The organism is Geobacillus sp. FJAT-46040, assembly GCF_002335725.1.
GTDB lineage: Bacteria > Bacillota > Bacilli > Bacillales > Anoxybacillaceae > Geobacillus > Geobacillus thermoleovorans.
This window is the reverse complement of record NZ_NISS01000001.1, coordinates 863,961-879,105: the sequence shown is the minus strand read 5'-3', so window position 1 is coordinate 879,105 and position 15,145 is coordinate 863,961. Positions and strand designations below refer to the sequence as shown.

Genomic DNA, 15,145 nt, shown 5'->3' with positions numbered 1-15,145 from the left:
GATGTGCATCTCATGGATGGTGGTGTCATTATATTCCATCCGGGTTAAAACAAGATGAAAACTCTCTAAAAAAGTATGAAGTAGCTTTTTTTGCGCTCTGTACATACATTGACAGTGAATCGCTTTGCCAATCGGCAGCGTCCCGACAGAACCATTTCGCTGTTTTGAAAAAAGGAGGAGAGCGCAATGAATGAATCGTTTCAACCACCAGCCAATGGGGGAGGCCATCACCCGTTCCATCATTTGCGGAAAATGATGAATCAATGGTTTGATGAACGGCCGCTGCAAAAACTGTTTGAAACGCTCGATGACTATTTCGCACAAACGTTTGCTGCAGCGTACATTCCGATCGAGGTGAAAGAGACGAAGCACGATTACCAAATCATTGTCCGGCTGCCTGACATCAAAAGGGAACAAATCAGCTTGCAATGGCAGGAAGATGGGCTGCAGCTGATCGTCGATCACAATGAAACAATTGAATCGGCAGATCATCACGGCCATGTATACGAACGCCGCCACGCACGGCGGCGCGTGGCGCGGCTGATTCCGTTTCCGTATCCGGTCGCTGAGCATGAGGTGAAAGCCTCGTTTCAAAATGGGACGCTCACCATCCAGCTGCCGCAAAAACGGAAATATATCGATATCGATTGAAGACGATCCAGCCTGTGTGTGCGTTCAAAAACCATTTTGGCAGCGGCCAGCGCCGCGCTTGGACGTGAAACAAGCCGTTCCCTTCATGGGGAGCGGCTTGTTTCTTATCCAGCTTCTATTGTTTATGGGGTGAATTTCCGGAACGTTCGCCCTCTTCCGGCGTTCCTTTTTTGATCACCCATTCGTTGGCGATTTCCTCGCGGTGGTTCGTGTATTTGTTTTTCCGCTTCCAGTTGTCGTTGTGGTCTGTCACCGCCATCACCCCCTTATTGTTTGCCATTCGCTTGCCTTGCTGCGGCCAACACGATGTGCATACATACTTTCTCGGCTGACAAGCTACGCTACTGATAGGAGGTGCAAAACGAATGGCGAAACTGCCCGATTTCAAACAATTGAACGACCGACTGATCAACGAGCCGTCGGATGAGCCGATGCTTGTCATCAAAACAAACCTCGACCCGGACCACGTGACGGAAGAAAATCCGTACGTCCAAGGCCGCACAAACACAAGCAAAGAGTTTGTCTCTTTTTTTGAAGGGGGCGGACGATGATGGAACAAACACTCGCTTACTTGCGCGAAGTGCTGTCCAACTATTTGGATCACCACGGCGACACCCCAAAACGCATTTACAAAAAACTGATCAGCAAACCATACCGAGGCGAAGGGGAATTTGTCCGCGACTTGACGCAAGAAGAAAGCGCCTTTTTGGACCGCATTTTGCCCCATGAAATCCGCTATGCGATGGATGAGCGCGATTATGAGCGCGTGTATCAGCTCAATGAAGTGTATGAGTTGCTCATTTGACAACGTGAAAACCGCTCCCCGTGCAAACGGCGGAGCGGTTTCCCTTTTTCAAGCGCGCTCGACCGTCGCGCCATGACGCGGTTTCATTTTTTAAACGTACCGAGCAATCCTTTCAACACGCCATTCACTTGATTGACCGTATTGATCATTTGCCCCACGGTACTCATCATTTTGTTGATATCGTACGTTCCGTCGCTGTTTTTAAACTGGGCGAGAAACGACGGGCGCGGCGGCGGCAAAAGCTGCCCCGGCTTTGGGTATGACGCCGGATGGGGAGGCGGGGCGGCATGGGTGGACGGAAAAAAGGGCCAGTGCCCCGGCGCCGATGGAAAAGATGAACCTCCATAGTGGAAGTAAGGATGATAATGGCTGCCTAAGCCATACGGACCATACGTGGGCGGTGGTAAAAACGGGCGCGAGTAACGATGCATATTCCTTCTCCCCCATTGTTGGTGTCCATTCCCCCTTGCCTAGAAAGCGGCTCGTACAGGCAAGATGCGGCCGTGCGCTGTTTCGCACGCAAACGAACAACATTCATGCTGATGAGCCACCAACCTTCCAGGCCGAAGAGGTGGGCTGCCACTAGTATATGTGACGGCGCCCGATGGCGTGTACGGACATGTCATCTCTTGTCGGAAGTTTTAATTTTCCGAAATCATTCTTTCTTCCTATTTTCATGGTACGATGTAAAAAAGGGGGAAGGGGGAAAAGCATCAATGAACGTGACGGAGTTAAAGCATAAGTTTATGGCGGTCAAACATTGCGAACCGGCTGAGGCGAACGAACTGCTTGATTTTGCCCGCCGTCTGTATTTGCGCGGGGAAATTTCGCTCGCCGAGTACCGCGATCTCGTGCGTGAGCTCGAAAAAGCCGGCGCCTCTCAGCCGGATGAAGCAGGGGAATACGCTGGGCTGTAGGACGATGAGGGAGCTTTTCTCTTCTTTTTTTTGCCCCTGTTCCTCAAGACGCATAAAAAACGATGTTTCTTCCCACCCTAAAGAGGCAAGAGGAATTGTCGTGCAAGGGGGGATTGGCGATGGGTCGAGGCGTCCACTTTAACCATAAATTGAAAGGCCATGACCATGAAAAGCCGAAACATGGAAAACCAGCGCCGCCCAAGCATACGGAGCGGGTCGAATACGAGATCAACACCGTCGCTACTGCAGAAGGCGGCCCTGTCTCGATCACAACAGGCAAAGACACATAAAACAAAAAAGGGGGCTGATCCAAAACGCACTCGCGTTTTGGGTCAGCCCCTTTTTCCGTGCGGCCGCTTTCTCCTGCCCTGTCAAAGCCTCTCCTTGCCTGCTTCGCTCGTGTCGTCAAGCCGTTCCTTGACGAGCGCCAGCGTATAAGCGACGGCCTGGCTGTATTGCTTGATGCGGCGCTCAGGAACGGATGGATAAAATGCCTCAACGCACAGCTTCGCCATATGGTCGGCGGCGGCTTCAATTTGCCGCTCATGGACATATTTCGGCCGCGCATGGCGGACCCAGCGGGAAGCGGCGTCCTTCCACCGTTCGGCAACGGCCTGCACCTCTTCGGCCATCGGTTTCACGTCGCCAAAAAAATCCGGCTCCTCGTTCCGCTCGCGGGCGCGCCGGGCGATCAAAAGCAACTGTTCGTTGTATTGTTGCAGCCGCTTCGTCAACGCCTTAAGCTCTTTTTCCATGGCGCCTCCTCCTTATCCATGCCGGCAAATCCGGTTTGCCCATGTGCCCTATGGCCCGGAGAACGGATGCGTTTTGCCGCGATGCGCTTCTGTTTAATGATACCATACCGACCGGCTCACACCAAATACAGTTTCGACGAAAGCGGAAGTGCAGCACGCTGCTTCTCCTTCTCAAGCCGCTGTTCCACGCCGGCGATCTGCCCTTCAAGCCGCCCGAGCTGCGCTTGATTTTGCGTATAACGCTCTTCGATGACATCGGCGATCACTTTTTCCATTTTCGCATCGACCTGCTCGATGAGTGCAACAATTTCCTGCAGCTGCTTTTCGATCTCCTCTTTTTTCACGAGCCGTTTTTCCATTCCCTCTCCCCCATTTCTCGCATGATGATATTCCATTCGCGGCGGGAAGGACGACTCCTGCTGCGGCGACAAAAGTAGAACGAATTCGGCAAAGAAAGTGGCAAGCAGCCGCCATTCGACATTGACCTCCTTCGCTTGCCTTCAGTCGAAAGGAGGAAAAGAAAAAGAGCGCATATGACCGGAGCGTATGGTATAATAAAAACCATTCAAAGGAGATGAACGCGATGGCACTCAAATACCCGGGCGGAAAAGAGTATCGCGGAAACAAGCCGAACGCCGCGCGCCGGCCGGCGGCCGATTATGCCAATCGCGGCATGACGCTCGAAGACGACTTAAACGCGACGAATGAATATTACCGGGAACGCGGCATCGCTGTCATCCATAAAAAGCCGACCCCGGTGCAAATCGTGCGCGTCGACTATCCGAAACGGAGCGCCGCCGTCATTACCGAAGCCTACTTCCGGCAAGCGTCGACGACCGACTACAACGGTGTGTACCGCGGCAAGTACATCGACTTTGAGGCGAAAGAGACAAAAAACAAAACGGTGTTTCCGCTGAAAAATTTCCACGCTCATCAAATCCGCCATATGGAGCAAGTTGTCGCCCACGGCGGCATTTGTTTTGCGATTTTGCGTTTTTCTTTGCTCAATGAAACGTATTTGCTTGACGCCTCTCATTTGATCGCTTGGTGGAATAAACAGGAAGCCGGCGGACGAAAGTCAATTCCGAAACAAGAGATCGAACGGCATGGACATTCCATTCCGCTTGGCTACCAGCCGAGAATTGATTATATTAGTGTAGTAGACAACGTGTACTTCACCCGTTGAAGTGAAAACTTGTAAGAAAGGCAGGATTTGCTTATGTCTGGTGAATATCGTTCTCGCGTAGAACGAAAGCAGGCAGCGAAACAAACGAAACAGCAGAAAGCGAAAACGAAAAAAGAGATCGCGTGGCTGAAAACAGTCGCCATTGCGATATTGTTCATCATCGTGATCGCCGCTGTCGGCGGCGTGGCGGCGTTCGCCTACTTCGTCAAGGACGCTCCCCCGCTTGATGAGGCGAAAATTAAAGACCCGCTCTCTTCCGTCGTGTACGATATGAATGGGAAGAAAGTCGCCGAACTTGGCGGCTACAAGCGAACGTACATTTCGTATAAAGACGTGCCCAAAGTGCTTGAAGATGCCGTGCTGGCAACGGAAGACGCCCGCTTTTATGAACATCACGGCATCGATGTCGTCCGCTTGGCTGGCGCCGTCCTCGCCAACATCAAGGAAGGATTTGGTGCAGAAGGCGGCAGCACGATCACCCAGCAAGTCGTCAAAATGACGTTTTTGTCGTCAGAAAAAACGTTGAAGCGAAAAGCGCAAGAGGCATGGCTCGCGCTGCAGCTTGAACAAAAATATTCGAAGCATGAAATTTTGGAAATGTATTTGAACAAAATTTATTATTCAGACGGCATTTATGGCGTCGCTCGCGCCGCCGAATATTATTTTGGCAAGACAGACTTGAAAAAGCTCACTCTTCCGGAAGCGGCCTTGCTCGCCGGCATGCCGCAAAGTCCAAACCGGTATAATCCGTATGACCATCCAGAGGCGGCGAAAAAACGGCGCGATACCGTATTGTCGCTCATGGCGAAACATGGCTTTATCAGCCAGGAAGAAGCGGAAAAAGCGAAACAAGTGCCGATCAAATCGATGCTTGCTGAACGGAAAAAACCGCAAAGCTCCGTGCCGTATGACGCCTTTATTGACGAAGTGATCAAAGAAGTGACCGACAAAGCGAACGTCAACGTCTTTGAAGACGGATTGAAAATTTACACAACGCTTGATCAAGAGGCACAGTCGTACGTCGAAAACTTATTAAACTCGAAGCAATACTTTACTAATAAAAAAGACTTGCAGTCGGCCATCGCCCTCGTCGATACGAAAACAGGCGCCATTCGCGCGTTAGGCGGCGGTCGCCACCACGACCACGTCGAATTTGGCTTCAACTACGCCATCAAACCGGTCGGCCAGCCCGGTTCGACGATCAAACCGATTTTGGATTACGGTCCAGCGATCGAATATTTAAAATGGTCAACAGCGCACATTCTTGTTGACGAGCCGTATACGTATTCGGACGGCACGCCGATCCGCAACGCCGGCGGGGGATATATGGGGCCGATCACCTTGCGGACGGCACTGGCAAAATCACGCAACATCCCGGCGTTAAAAACGTTCCAAGCCGTCGGCAAAGAACGGGCGATGGAGTTTGCCAATCGTCTTGGGATGGGCTTTAGTGAAGTATATGAGCCATATGCGATCGGGGGAGTATCCAACTATGTGTCACCGTTGCAAATGGCCGGGGCCTACACCGCCTTTGGCAACAACGGGATTTACACAAAGCCGTATGCCGTGACGAAAATCGTCTTCCCAGACGGCACGGAAATGGATTTAAAGCCAAAGCCGAAACGGGTGATGCACGACTATACCGCTTATATGATCACCGATGTGCTGAAAACGGTCATCCGCTCCGGAACCGGCGTGTTGGCTAATGTCCCAGGGCTTGAGCTCGCGGGCAAAACAGGAACGACGAACTACGGCGAAGACGGCGCCAAATTTGGCCTCCAAAGAGACGATGTGCCGGACAGCTGGATTGTCGGCTATACGCCAAACTATACGGCGGCCATTTGGGTCGGCTTCAGCAAGCGAAGCAGCGCGGCAAAGCTTAGTATAGAGGAACAAAAAATCCCGAAATACTTGTTGAAAAACTTAATGTCCCATATCGATGACGGCAGTGGGGAATTCAAGCAGCCGGAGAGCGTCGTCAGACTGCCGATCAAAAAAGGCACAAATCCGCCGAAACTTGCCGGCAAATACACGCCGGAAAGCGAAATTACGTATGAATTGTTCGTGCGCGGCACTGAGCCGACGGAGACGGCGAACGACGCGCCGGAAGAACTGCCGGCGGTGAAAGGGTTGACCGCTGTGTACGACCAAGCGGCGAACGCCATCTCGGTTTCGTGGTCATACGATGAGCAAACCGATGAGACGATCTTCGAGGTGCGCGTCAAAGATGGCCAAGGTCAAACGAATACGATCACCACAATAGACCGTTCGATCACGATTTCCAATCCGACGCCAGGATGGACGTACACAATCGCCGTGTACGCAAAAGACGGCGAACGAATGAGCAAACCGGCCATAGCCAGCGTTCATGTCCCCGGCGGAGAAGATCAAACTCCCGCGCCACAACAACCGGGGGATGACAGCCAAGGCAGCGGCGGGCAAAACGGCGGCACCGATCAAGGCAACAGCGGGAATAACGAAAACGAAAACGGTCAGGGAAACAACAATGAACAAAACGGCGGCGCAAGCGGCGGACAAGAAAATGGCAACAGCGGCGGGGCCAACCAAAACAATGGCCAAACGGATGGAACAAACAACCAAGGAACGAACAACAGCGGCCAAACGAACGGAACGAACGGCGGAACAGGTGCAAACAACGGAACGCCGCCTGTCTCCCCGCCGTTAAAAAACGGATCCGGAGCGGGTCTTGGCACCCGTCCATAACAGCTGCATTCCCAAAAAACGGATGGCTTTTGCGCCATCCGTTTTTTCATGACCGACCGGCATGCTGCTGGCCCTTCTTCACCAAGCCCTTTCGCGGTTCCGTTCACTTCTGATTTGCCGCTTTTTCCTCCCGTTTTCGCATCCGTTTTTTTCCTTCACGGCATAAATGAAGAAGAGGACATGACGGACATTGCGGAGACTGCGCCTTGCAATGGTAGCGGCCAAAAAAAATCATTCGGTGGTGGGTGATCGACCATTCTTCTTTTGGAATGATTTTCATCAGCGTCTTCTCGACTTCCAAAACCGAGTCGTCCCAGCGGCAAAAGCCAAGCCGTTTGCTGACGCGCTCGACGTGTGTATCAACAGCGATGGCCGGCACGCCGAACGCAACGGACACAACGACGTTCGCCGTCTTCCGCCCGACGCCCGGCAGCTTCATCAACTCATCGCGGTCGCGCGGCACTTCGCCGTTGTACTTGTCAATCAACATCGCGCACAGCTTTTGAATGTTTCGCGCTTTGTTCCGATATAAGCCGATTGAGCGGATATCTTGCTCAAGCTCCTCAAGCGGCACCGCAATATAATCGTGCGGCGTCCGATATTTTTCAAACAGCCGTTTCGTCACCTTGTTGACGAGCGCATCGGTGCATTGCGCCGACAAAACAACCGCAATCAGCAGCTCAAACGGATTGCGGTGCAAAAGCTCGCAATGCGCATCCGGAAACATTTTTGCCATCTCATCCAAACAGTAGCGGATTTGTTGCTTTGTCAGCACCTCGTCTCCTCCTTATTGCCATATTGGCCCGAATAAAACGACGCCTTTTACCGGTTCGATTGGCCATTTTTGGACAAACAAAAACGAGAGACAGCGCCTCTCGTTACGAGTCGAGCCAATTGAAAAACGGGATCGTCTGTTTAAATTCTCCCGCCGTCTGTTTCGCCGAACGGGAGGACGGCTTGCGAAACTTTTTGCCGTAGTCGTGCGCCTGTTCAATCGTGCGAATGCCATTCTTTTTCCATTCAAACAAGATGCGATCGATGTAGCGGAAATTCAACTTCCCCGACAGCACCGCTTCGCGCAGCGCCGCTTTAATGATGGCCGGCTCATGGCCGTCTTGATCGATCCACATCGCAAGCGTTTCACACTCGAACGGGGAGAGCGGGCGGCCAAACTCCTGCTCAAAAACGGTGTATAAGCTCTCCTCTTCCTCCTGCCGGCCGAGTTCCCCCTGTTGAGCGGCTTGGGTGTACAAATGATGCACGAGCTTCTCCCAAAGCGGTTCAAGCGTATATTTTTCGTTGCGAATGCCTTGTTCATCCGTATGCTCTTCAATCGCGATCATCCCTTTTTGCAAGAGCCGACGCACCATATCCATGCATTCCGCTGCCGAGACCGTCATTCTTTCGGCCAGCTCGGCCGGCGTCGGAAACAAGACGCCTTCTTCGAAAAACGACTGCATATGCAAAAGCAAGACGAGCTCCCCCTCGTCCAACCCAAGCTGCTTGTAGTGGCCAAGCAGCAGCTTCGGGACGGCGATGCTTCCTTGCGCCAGCCATTCGGCCACCTTTTTCTTTTCCATGCCGATGCACCTCAACTATAGTATAACATGACGGCGGCGAAAAAACCCCCTTTTTGCAGGGGGTTTTTTACGGATAAAGCCGGTTGAGCAGCCGCGGGAACGGAATCGTCTCGCGCACATGTTCGACGCCGCAAATCCAAGCGACAGTGCGCTCCAAGCCGAGCCCGAACCCTGAATGCGGCACAGAACCGTATTTGCGCAAATCCAAATACCATTCATACGCTTCAAGCGGCAAATGGTGCTCTTCAAGGCGGCGCTTGAGCAGCTCATAATCGTGAATCCGTTCCGAGCCGCCAATGATTTCCCCGTATCCTTCCGGCGCAATCAAATCGGCGCATAGCACAACGTCGGGGCGGTTCGGGTCCGGCTGCATATAAAACGGCTTCAAAGAGGCCGGATAGTGGGTGATGAACACCGGTTTGTCAAAACTTTCGGCGATGGCCGTCTCATGCGGCGCACCGAAGTCATCGCCCCACTCGATGTCGGTCAATCCTTTTTCATGAAGCAGCTTGATCGCCTCATCATACGTTAGGCGCGGAAACGGCGGTTTGACCAGCTCAAGCTTCGACACGTCGCGCCCGAGCCGCCCGAGTTCAAGCCGGCAGCGCTCGAGCACCGACTGCACAAGGTAGGAGACGTACTCTTCTTGCAGACGCAAATTGTCTTCAAACTCATAAAACGCCATTTCCGGCTCCACCATCCAAAACTCGATCAAATGGCGGCGTGTTTTCGATTTTTCGGCGCGGAACGTCGGGCCGAATGAGAACACTTTGCCGAGCGCCATCGCCGCCGCTTCCATGTAGAGCTGGCCGCTTTGCGACAAATAGGCATCCTCATCAAAATATTTCGTATGAAACAGTTCGGTCGTTCCTTCCGGTGCGCTGCCAGTCAAAATCGGGGCGTCGACTTTCACAAACCCGCGGTCGTTGAAAAACTCATACGTCGCCCGGATGATTTCGTTGCGAATTTTCATGATCGCGTGCTGGCGCCGCGACCGAAGCCAAAGGTGGCGATGGTCCATCAAAAATTCGACGCCATGCTCTTTCGGCGTAATCGGATAGTCAACTGCTTCTTGAATGACTTGCAAATCGGCAACCGACAGCTCGTAGCCAAATGGGGAGCGCTCGTCGATGCGCACCGTGCCCGTCACATAGAGCGACGTTTCTTGCGTCAATGTTTTTGCGCGTTGAAACACCTCTTCCGAGACGTTCGCCTTTTCGACGACGCCTTGAATAAAGCCAGTGCCGTCGCGCAGCTGCAAAAAGACGATTTTCCCGCTTGAGCGCTTGTTCGCGAGCCAAGCGCCGATCGTCACTTGTTGTCCTACGTATTGATTCACTTCCGCAATCGTCGTCGTTTTCACGCACTGATTCCCTCCAATAATCAACACGTCCATCATTCGCTATTATACCGTTCCGTCGGCGTCACGGCAACGACCAGCCAAAGCAGCGCAAAACGATGCTGCCCTCCCCATCGCCCTTCGGCGCAGCCGCCCGGAGCCAGCCGACAGTCCGCCGCTCCCACCGACGCGGAAAAAGCGGCTTTGCGCCAAACAAAGCCGCCCTTTTCTTTCCACTCTGACACCTTGGCGCAAAGCGCCTTAGGCCCGCGCCTCCATAAACCGGCGGATGCGTTCGATCGCTGTCTCGAGCGTCTCAAGCGAGGTCGCGTACGACAAGCGGACGTAATCCGGCGCCCCAAACCCAGAACCAGGCACGAGCGCGACTTTCGCTTCCTCCAACAAGGCGGCGACGAACTCGTCGACCGTGCGGCATCCGGCCATATCCGCCGCCTTTCGGGCGTTCGGGAACAAATAAAACGCTCCTTGCGGTTTGATGCAGGTGAAGCCTGGAATTTGCACAAGCTTGTCATAAATGATGTTGAGCCGTTCTTCAAACGCTTGGCGCATTTGTTCGACCGGCTCCTGCGGCCCGCTGTAGGCGGCAATGGCCGCATATTGAGCGATCGATGTCGGATTCGATGTGCTATGGCTTGCTAAATCGGTCATCGCTTGAATGATGTCTTTCGGTCCAGCCGCGTAGCCGATGCGCCACCCTGTCATCGAGTGCGATTTCGATACGCCGTTGATGATGATCGTCTGCTCCTTCAGCTCCGGCGACAGTTCGGCGACCGACACATGTTTCGCCCCGCCGTAAATCAATTTTTCATAAATTTCGTCCGAAACGATCAACACGCCATGCGCCAAGCATACTTCCCCGAGCGCTTTCAGCTCCTCGGCCGTATAAATCATGCCGGTCGGATTGCTCGGGGAGTTGATAATAACCGCCTTCGTCTTCGGGGTAATCGCCTGTTTCAGCTGATCCGGCGTCATTTTAAAGTCGTTTTCTTCCAGCCCTTCAACGTAAACCGGAACGCCGCCAGCCAGCTTCACTTGTTCCGGGTAGCTCACCCAATACGGCGTCGGAATGATGACCTCATCGCCTTCATCAAGCAGCACTTGAAAGAGCGTATAAAGCGCATGCTTCGCCCCGACACAGACGATGATTTCCGACGGCTCGTACGAAAGCCCTTGATCACGGGCAAACTTTTTGATGATTTCCTCTTTCAGCGCCGGCAGCCCGCCTGATGGCGTATATTTCGTATGCCCTTCACTCATCGCCTTGATGGCCGCCGCGATAATGTGCTGGGGCGTGTTGAAATCCGGTTCGCCGGCCCCGAGGCCGATCACGTCGTATCCAGCCGCTTTCAGTTCCTTTGCTTTCGCCGTAATGGCCAATGTCGCCGATGGCGTCAGCGACGCCACCCGTTTTGCCAGTTTCATCGCTTCTTCCCCCTCACGTCCTCACTGTTGAAAACTGTACCTCTTCAGGAAGGCCCCATCCGCAAAGTGAAGATAATAAAACGAATACCTTCCTTGCGCATCAATATATGTCAACTCCCAAAGAGGCACGCCTTTTTCCATGCCAAGCGTCGCGTCGATGATGCGCCGCGGTCGGCGGTCGCGCTGCAAAATGGCGCGCGCTTCCGCCTCGCTGATGCCGCTGTCCACGCCCTTGACGACGACACTCCCCTTTTTTTCAGGCACCCAAACGACGACCGCTTTCCCTTGTTTTGTTCTTCCGATGAATACGGTGCACGCTTCGTCGCCATAATATGTATAGACTTTCTTCACATCAGCAAGCCCGGCGGCTTCCTTCGCCCGCGCCAATGCATGTTCCACCATCAGCCGCTTGGGCGCCATCGCCTCGTCATAAATCGACCATGCCTGCCAAATAAGGAATCCAAAAAAAAGCAGAGTGAACCAACCCCACTTTTTCATCGTGATCACGTCCGATAAATCGTAAAGATGGCCTGGCGCTTGTCGTTTTCATCCAAGGCAAGGCCAAACATCAAATTGTCGCGCTTTAGCGTTCGGTTCAAGCAGTCGACAATTTTGTACAAGTCGTCGGAGTGCTGAACTTTGACGGTAGCGAGCACCTCGATTTTGCTTTCCATTTTCGTCGTTTCCTCCTGTGCGGCGCAAATTTTGTTACTTATACACGCCGGCGGCTCCGGCAACAATACAAATACAGCGAAGGTGACATCAAAGGCGTGCTTCTTCGCACCTCTGCGGCCAAGCCGACAAAGCCAAACGGCAAGGCGCAAACTGTCATCGCAGTTGTGCTTCTTTCCTATTATAGCAGGTTTGTCCGATCATTTCATAACAAATTTGCCCGCCTACACCGTCAACGCCAATTTGCTTCTTTGCCCCCGCTTCATGCGGGGTTTTTTGCCGCCTGATACCTTTAGATTGCGCCGTTTCGTCCATCTTTATGAGAAATAAAGCCCGCTTTACGAAAGCCAAGTTTCCGCCTTGTCAAGCAGCTCAGAAAGCGCGCCTTCATGCACCGAAAGCGGCGGCAAGGAAGCGAGGAAATCCGCGCCGTACAGGGAAGACATCAGCCGCCGATCCAGCACAAATACGGCTCCTTTGTCGTCTTCAGTGCGAATGAGACGGCCAAACCCTTGCTTAAAACGAAGCACCGCCTCAGGAAGCGCCAGCTCGGAAAACGGATCGCCGCCTCCTAGGCGAATGCGCTCGCTTTTTGCCTCCATCACGGGATCGTCCGGGGGCGCAAACGGCAAGCGGGCGATGACAAGCACATCGAGCGCTGAACCTGGCAGATCGACCCCTTCCCAAAAGCTGCTCGTCCCAAACAACACCGCATGCTCAAACTGCAAAAACGTCCGCAAGAGCTTTGCCGGACTGCCGCTTTGCACCCCTTGAGCGATCAAAACAAACGGCTCGCCTTCTTCCTCCGTCTTCAACGCATCAACCGTCAGTTTCAACAGTTCATACGAAGGGAACAACACAAGCACCCGCCGTCCGAGGCGTCGGGCGATCGCAAGCACCGAAGCGGCGACCGCTTCGGCGTAATCTTCAAGCGGCACGGCAGAAACGAGCGGCATGTCCGCCGGCACGAAGAGCGCGGCCTGCTCCTCGTAACGAAACGGCGACGGAAACGAGCGGCAAAGTGGATAAAAATCCTCAAGACCGAGACGCGCCGCCATATACGTGAACCGGCCGCGGACAGTGAGCGTCGCCGACGTCAAAACGACGCTCCGTTTTTTCATAAACAGTTGATCGGCGAAAAAGTCAGCAAGGTCAACCGGCTGCGAGTAAAGGCGGACAGCGTTCGCCGCCCCTTTTTCGTCCGCTTCGATCCACCGGACGACACCCGGCTCCTTTTCGGTCAGCAAACGCACGAGCGCAGCCATTTGCCGGTTGAGAGCCGCCAAATCAGCCGACAGCAAGGCGGATGGTGGGAAATCGCCACTCGTATCAGCGGATAGAAGCGGCTTCGCTTCAGCGGATAGCGCCGCCGCCAAATCGCGCAGGCGCCAGCATAACTCCACCGCCGCCTGCCACGCCCGGCTCTGTTCGTCCGTCGGCGAAAAGCGATAGCGGCAACGTCCAGCGCGAGCCGGCTTTTTGTCCAACGCATAGCGGCGCAACAGGCGGAACAGCTCGTCCCCTTCAAACTGCAGCTCCTCAAGGCGTTGCTGGCAACGGACAAGAGCCCCATTCGGTGCGTCCTGTTCTGCTTCTACCCATTTCGCGATCGTCTGCGCGATTTTGGCGGTCAGCAGGCGAAACGACACATAGCCAATCTGCTCGCCAAAACACCGGGCGGCGGCATCTTCAAGCCGATGCGCCTCATCGATGATCAGATGGCGAAACGGCGGCAAAAGCGGCGCCGGGCCGGTCAAATCATGAAGCAAAAGCGCATGGTTGGTAATGACCACATCCGCCCGTTCGGAGCGCTCTTTCGCCCGGGCGAAAAAATGATGCCGCCCGCCGTCTTCCTCTTCGCCGATGGCAAGCGCGGACAATAGGAGACGGGCGCCGGATGACACATTCAATTCGTCCAAGTCGCCGCTGTCGGTCTCAAGCAGCCAAACGAGCACCTGGCACTTCAAGAGAGCCGCATCGTACGTGTCAGACGGCTCCGACAAAAACGAAGCGAACTTGTCAAGGGATAAGTAATTTTGCTTCCCTTTCAAAACGGCAACGCGGAGCGGAAACGGCGCGATTTGCCGCAATACCGGCCAATCGCGGCGAATGAGCTGCTCCTGCAGCTGGAGGGTATGCGTGCTGATGACGACCCGCTCTTGCTGCTCACAGGCAAAAAAAGCAGCGGGAATCAAATAGGCGAGCGATTTGCCAAGTCCGGTCCCTGCTTCAATGAGCGCGTGCTGGGACGTCGACAGCGCCTCATAAACGAGCCGCATCATCTCCCACTGCCCCGCGCGCCGCTTGTAGCCGGGAAGCGGAAGGGGCGGCTCCTGTTCGCAAAAGGCAGCGAACGAAGCCAAAGCGGGGCGCCGATCGCTCTCATCTGGCTCCGGCGCCGGTTGTTTCAACGCAATGCCGCGGTATACGGCGACAGCGCGGTCGGCCGGCGCCTTGTTCCGCTTTTTGGCGATGACCGCATCAAGGAGCAAGTAAATATCGCTTTTCAAGTGGCGGGCAAGACCGCGCAGTTGCTCAAGCGTCATAAGCGGCAGACGGGAGAGCCGCTTGAGCAAGGCAATGAACAGCTTGGCGGTCACTTCCGCATCGCTGTCCGCTTGATGCGGACGATTGTGGTGGAGGCCGAGCTGCCTCGCCAAATCGCCGAGCTTATAGCTTTCGGCAGTCGGCAACACGATGCGGGCGAGCTCGACCGTATCGATCGTCGGACCGGAAAACGGCGGCCAGCCAGCCCGTTCAAGCTCGGCCTGCAAAAACGGCAAATCAAAGTCGACGTTATGGGCGACAAAGTAAGCACCGTGCATCAAGGCGGCGATCTCGCCCGCCTTGTCAGCAAACAGCGGCGCTCCTTCGACCATCTGTTCGTTGATGTTCGTCAGCTGCTGAATGAACAGCGGAATGGGCCGTTCCGGGTTAAAAAAGCTGGCAAACCGTTCGACAATCAGGCCATCTTCGACGACCGCCATGCCGAGCTGGATGATCCGATCGCCTTTTTTCGGCCCATTTCCGGTTGTCTCCAAGTCAATGATGACAAAGCGCGTTGCCATAAACG

General features: G+C 54.2%; 19 protein-coding genes. 7 read left to right on the top strand and 12 right to left on the bottom strand.

What is annotated here, in order from left to right:
* The first annotated feature begins 186 nt into the window (after positions 1-186).
* Positions 187-651, top strand: coding sequence for an Hsp20/alpha crystallin family protein (locus CD000_RS04790; RefSeq protein ID WP_011231644.1), 465 nt, complete (start codon positions 187-189; stop codon positions 649-651).
* Between the two features lie 115 nt (positions 652-766).
* Here the strand turns inward: CD000_RS04790 and CD000_RS18690 are convergent, their stop codons facing one another.
* Positions 767-931, bottom strand: a complete 165-nt coding sequence (locus tag CD000_RS18690) for a hypothetical protein (protein WP_185968123.1) — start codon at positions 929-931, stop codon at positions 767-769.
* An 85-nt stretch (positions 932-1,016) separates the two neighbouring features.
* Here CD000_RS18690 and CD000_RS04785 point away from each other — a divergent pair, with 85 nt between their 5' ends.
* Positions 1,017-1,202 carry a hypothetical protein gene (locus CD000_RS04785; RefSeq protein WP_096225002.1) on the top strand — a complete coding sequence of 62 codons (186 nt, stop codon included), beginning with the start codon at positions 1,017-1,019 and terminating at the stop codon, positions 1,200-1,202.
* Positions 1,202-1,456: a sigma-G-dependent sporulation-specific acid-soluble spore protein CsgA gene (locus CD000_RS04780; protein ID WP_011231646.1), complete on the top strand. Its 255-nt coding sequence runs from the start codon at positions 1,202-1,204 to the stop codon at positions 1,454-1,456. Before CD000_RS04785 ends, CD000_RS04780 begins: the two co-directional genes overlap by 1 nt.
* An 83-nt stretch (positions 1,457-1,539) precedes the next feature.
* Here CD000_RS04780 and CD000_RS04775 read toward each other — a convergent pair whose 3' ends face one another.
* Positions 1,540-1,887: a YppG family protein gene (locus CD000_RS04775; protein WP_096225001.1), complete on the bottom strand. Its 348-nt coding sequence runs from the start codon at positions 1,885-1,887 to the stop codon at positions 1,540-1,542.
* Between the two features lie 285 nt (positions 1,888-2,172).
* On the opposite strand from CD000_RS04775, the gene CD000_RS04770 reads away from it, so the two are divergent.
* Both CD000_RS04770 and CD000_RS18685 read left to right on the top strand, forming a co-directional pair.
* Positions 2,173-2,373, top strand: coding sequence for a YppF family protein (locus CD000_RS04770; RefSeq protein ID WP_011231648.1), 201 nt, complete (start codon positions 2,173-2,175; stop codon positions 2,371-2,373).
* Between the two features lie 119 nt (positions 2,374-2,492).
* Positions 2,493-2,663 (top strand): hypothetical protein, encoded by a 171-nt coding sequence (locus CD000_RS18685; protein WP_013144930.1) that lies wholly within the window; start codon positions 2,493-2,495, stop codon positions 2,661-2,663.
* Between the two features lie 81 nt (positions 2,664-2,744).
* Here the strand turns inward: CD000_RS18685 and CD000_RS04765 are convergent, their stop codons facing one another.
* Both CD000_RS04765 and CD000_RS04760 read right to left on the bottom strand, forming a co-directional pair.
* Complete coding sequence (locus CD000_RS04765) at positions 2,745-3,128, bottom strand: YppE family protein (RefSeq protein WP_013144929.1); 384 nt, start codon at positions 3,126-3,128, stop codon at positions 2,745-2,747.
* Positions 3,129-3,244: 116 nt separating this feature from the next.
* Positions 3,245-3,487, bottom strand: coding sequence for a hypothetical protein (locus CD000_RS04760; protein ID WP_014196179.1), 243 nt, complete (start codon positions 3,485-3,487; stop codon positions 3,245-3,247).
* Between the two features lie 224 nt (positions 3,488-3,711).
* Between CD000_RS04760 and recU the strand changes: the two genes are divergently transcribed.
* Both recU and CD000_RS04750 read left to right on the top strand, forming a co-directional pair.
* A complete protein-coding gene (gene recU, locus CD000_RS04755; RefSeq protein WP_096225000.1) occupies positions 3,712-4,314 on the top strand; it encodes a Holliday junction resolvase RecU in 603 nt (200 codons plus the stop codon).
* A gap of 33 nt (positions 4,315-4,347) precedes the next feature.
* Positions 4,348-7,038 (top strand): PBP1A family penicillin-binding protein, encoded by a 2,691-nt coding sequence (locus CD000_RS04750; protein WP_096224999.1) that lies wholly within the window; start codon positions 4,348-4,350, stop codon positions 7,036-7,038.
* Between the two features lie 103 nt (positions 7,039-7,141).
* Here the strand turns inward: CD000_RS04750 and nth are convergent, their stop codons facing one another.
* The 8 genes from nth to dinG all read right to left on the bottom strand — a co-directional run bounded on the left by nth (position 7,142) and on the right by dinG (position 15,140).
* Complete coding sequence (gene nth, locus CD000_RS04745) at positions 7,142-7,813, bottom strand: endonuclease III (protein WP_014196182.1); 672 nt, start codon at positions 7,811-7,813, stop codon at positions 7,142-7,144.
* Positions 7,814-7,916: 103 nt separating this feature from the next.
* Positions 7,917-8,618, bottom strand: a complete 702-nt coding sequence (locus CD000_RS04740; protein ID WP_096224998.1) for a DnaD domain-containing protein — start codon at positions 8,616-8,618, stop codon at positions 7,917-7,919.
* Between the two features lie 67 nt (positions 8,619-8,685).
* The gene (gene asnS / locus CD000_RS04735) at positions 8,686-10,014 is read right to left on the bottom strand and encodes an asparagine--tRNA ligase (RefSeq protein ID WP_042380425.1); all 1,329 of its coding nucleotides are present in this window, start codon (positions 10,012-10,014) and stop codon (positions 8,686-8,688) included.
* Positions 10,014-10,202 (bottom strand): hypothetical protein, encoded by a 189-nt coding sequence (locus tag CD000_RS18430; protein WP_023634024.1) that lies wholly within the window; start codon positions 10,200-10,202, stop codon positions 10,014-10,016. Before CD000_RS18430 ends, asnS begins: the two co-directional genes overlap by 1 nt.
* A 16-nt stretch (positions 10,203-10,218) precedes the next feature.
* Positions 10,219-11,400 (bottom strand): pyridoxal phosphate-dependent aminotransferase, encoded by a 1,182-nt coding sequence (locus CD000_RS04730; RefSeq protein WP_096224997.1) that lies wholly within the window; start codon positions 11,398-11,400, stop codon positions 10,219-10,221.
* 21 nt (positions 11,401-11,421) lie between these two features.
* The gene (locus CD000_RS04725) at positions 11,422-11,898 is read right to left on the bottom strand and encodes a cell wall elongation regulator TseB-like domain-containing protein (protein WP_031212755.1); all 477 of its coding nucleotides are present in this window, start codon (positions 11,896-11,898) and stop codon (positions 11,422-11,424) included.
* Positions 11,899-11,903: 5 nt separating this feature from the next.
* Positions 11,904-12,074, bottom strand: a complete 171-nt coding sequence (locus CD000_RS04720; RefSeq protein WP_011231659.1) for a YpmA family protein — start codon at positions 12,072-12,074, stop codon at positions 11,904-11,906.
* A 336-nt stretch (positions 12,075-12,410) separates the two neighbouring features.
* On the bottom strand, positions 12,411-15,140 hold the full coding sequence (gene dinG / locus CD000_RS04710) for an ATP-dependent DNA helicase DinG (RefSeq protein WP_096224995.1): 2,730 nt from the start codon (positions 15,138-15,140) through the stop codon (positions 12,411-12,413).
* Between the last annotated feature and the right edge of the window lie 5 nt (positions 15,141-15,145).

Bases quoted from the DNA above. Each gene is read 5' to 3' on its own strand.
- CD000_RS04790 (WP_011231644.1), top strand. From the start codon at position 187: ATGAATGAATCGTTTCAACCACCAGCCAATGGGGGAGGCCATCACCCG.
- CD000_RS18690 (WP_185968123.1), bottom strand. From the start codon at position 931: ATGGCAAACAATAAGGGGGTGATGGCGGTGACAGACCACAACGACAAC.
- CD000_RS04785 (WP_096225002.1), top strand. From the start codon at position 1,017: ATGGCGAAACTGCCCGATTTCAAACAATTGAACGACCGACTGATCAAC.
- CD000_RS04780 (WP_011231646.1), top strand. From the start codon at position 1,202: ATGGAACAAACACTCGCTTACTTGCGCGAAGTGCTGTCCAACTATTTG.
- CD000_RS04775 (WP_096225001.1), bottom strand. From the start codon at position 1,887: ATGCATCGTTACTCGCGCCCGTTTTTACCACCGCCCACGTATGGTCCG.
- CD000_RS04770 (WP_011231648.1), top strand. From the start codon at position 2,173: ATGAACGTGACGGAGTTAAAGCATAAGTTTATGGCGGTCAAACATTGC.
- CD000_RS18685 (WP_013144930.1), top strand. From the start codon at position 2,493: ATGGGTCGAGGCGTCCACTTTAACCATAAATTGAAAGGCCATGACCAT.
- CD000_RS04765 (WP_013144929.1), bottom strand. From the start codon at position 3,128: ATGGAAAAAGAGCTTAAGGCGTTGACGAAGCGGCTGCAACAATACAAC.
- CD000_RS04760 (WP_014196179.1), bottom strand. From the start codon at position 3,487: ATGGAAAAACGGCTCGTGAAAAAAGAGGAGATCGAAAAGCAGCTGCAG.
- recU (WP_096225000.1), top strand. From the start codon at position 3,712: ATGGCACTCAAATACCCGGGCGGAAAAGAGTATCGCGGAAACAAGCCG.
- CD000_RS04750 (WP_096224999.1), top strand. From the start codon at position 4,348: ATGTCTGGTGAATATCGTTCTCGCGTAGAACGAAAGCAGGCAGCGAAA.
- CD000_RS04740 (WP_096224998.1), bottom strand. From the start codon at position 8,618: ATGGAAAAGAAAAAGGTGGCCGAATGGCTGGCGCAAGGAAGCATCGCC.
- asnS (WP_042380425.1), bottom strand. From the start codon at position 10,014: ATGGACGTGTTGATTATTGGAGGGAATCAGTGCGTGAAAACGACGACG.
- CD000_RS04730 (WP_096224997.1), bottom strand. From the start codon at position 11,400: ATGAAACTGGCAAAACGGGTGGCGTCGCTGACGCCATCGGCGACATTG.
- CD000_RS04725 (WP_031212755.1), bottom strand. From the start codon at position 11,898: ATGAAAAAGTGGGGTTGGTTCACTCTGCTTTTTTTTGGATTCCTTATT.
- CD000_RS04720 (WP_011231659.1), bottom strand. From the start codon at position 12,074: ATGGAAAGCAAAATCGAGGTGCTCGCTACCGTCAAAGTTCAGCACTCC.
- dinG (WP_096224995.1), bottom strand. From the start codon at position 15,140: ATGGCAACGCGCTTTGTCATCATTGACTTGGAGACAACCGGAAATGGG.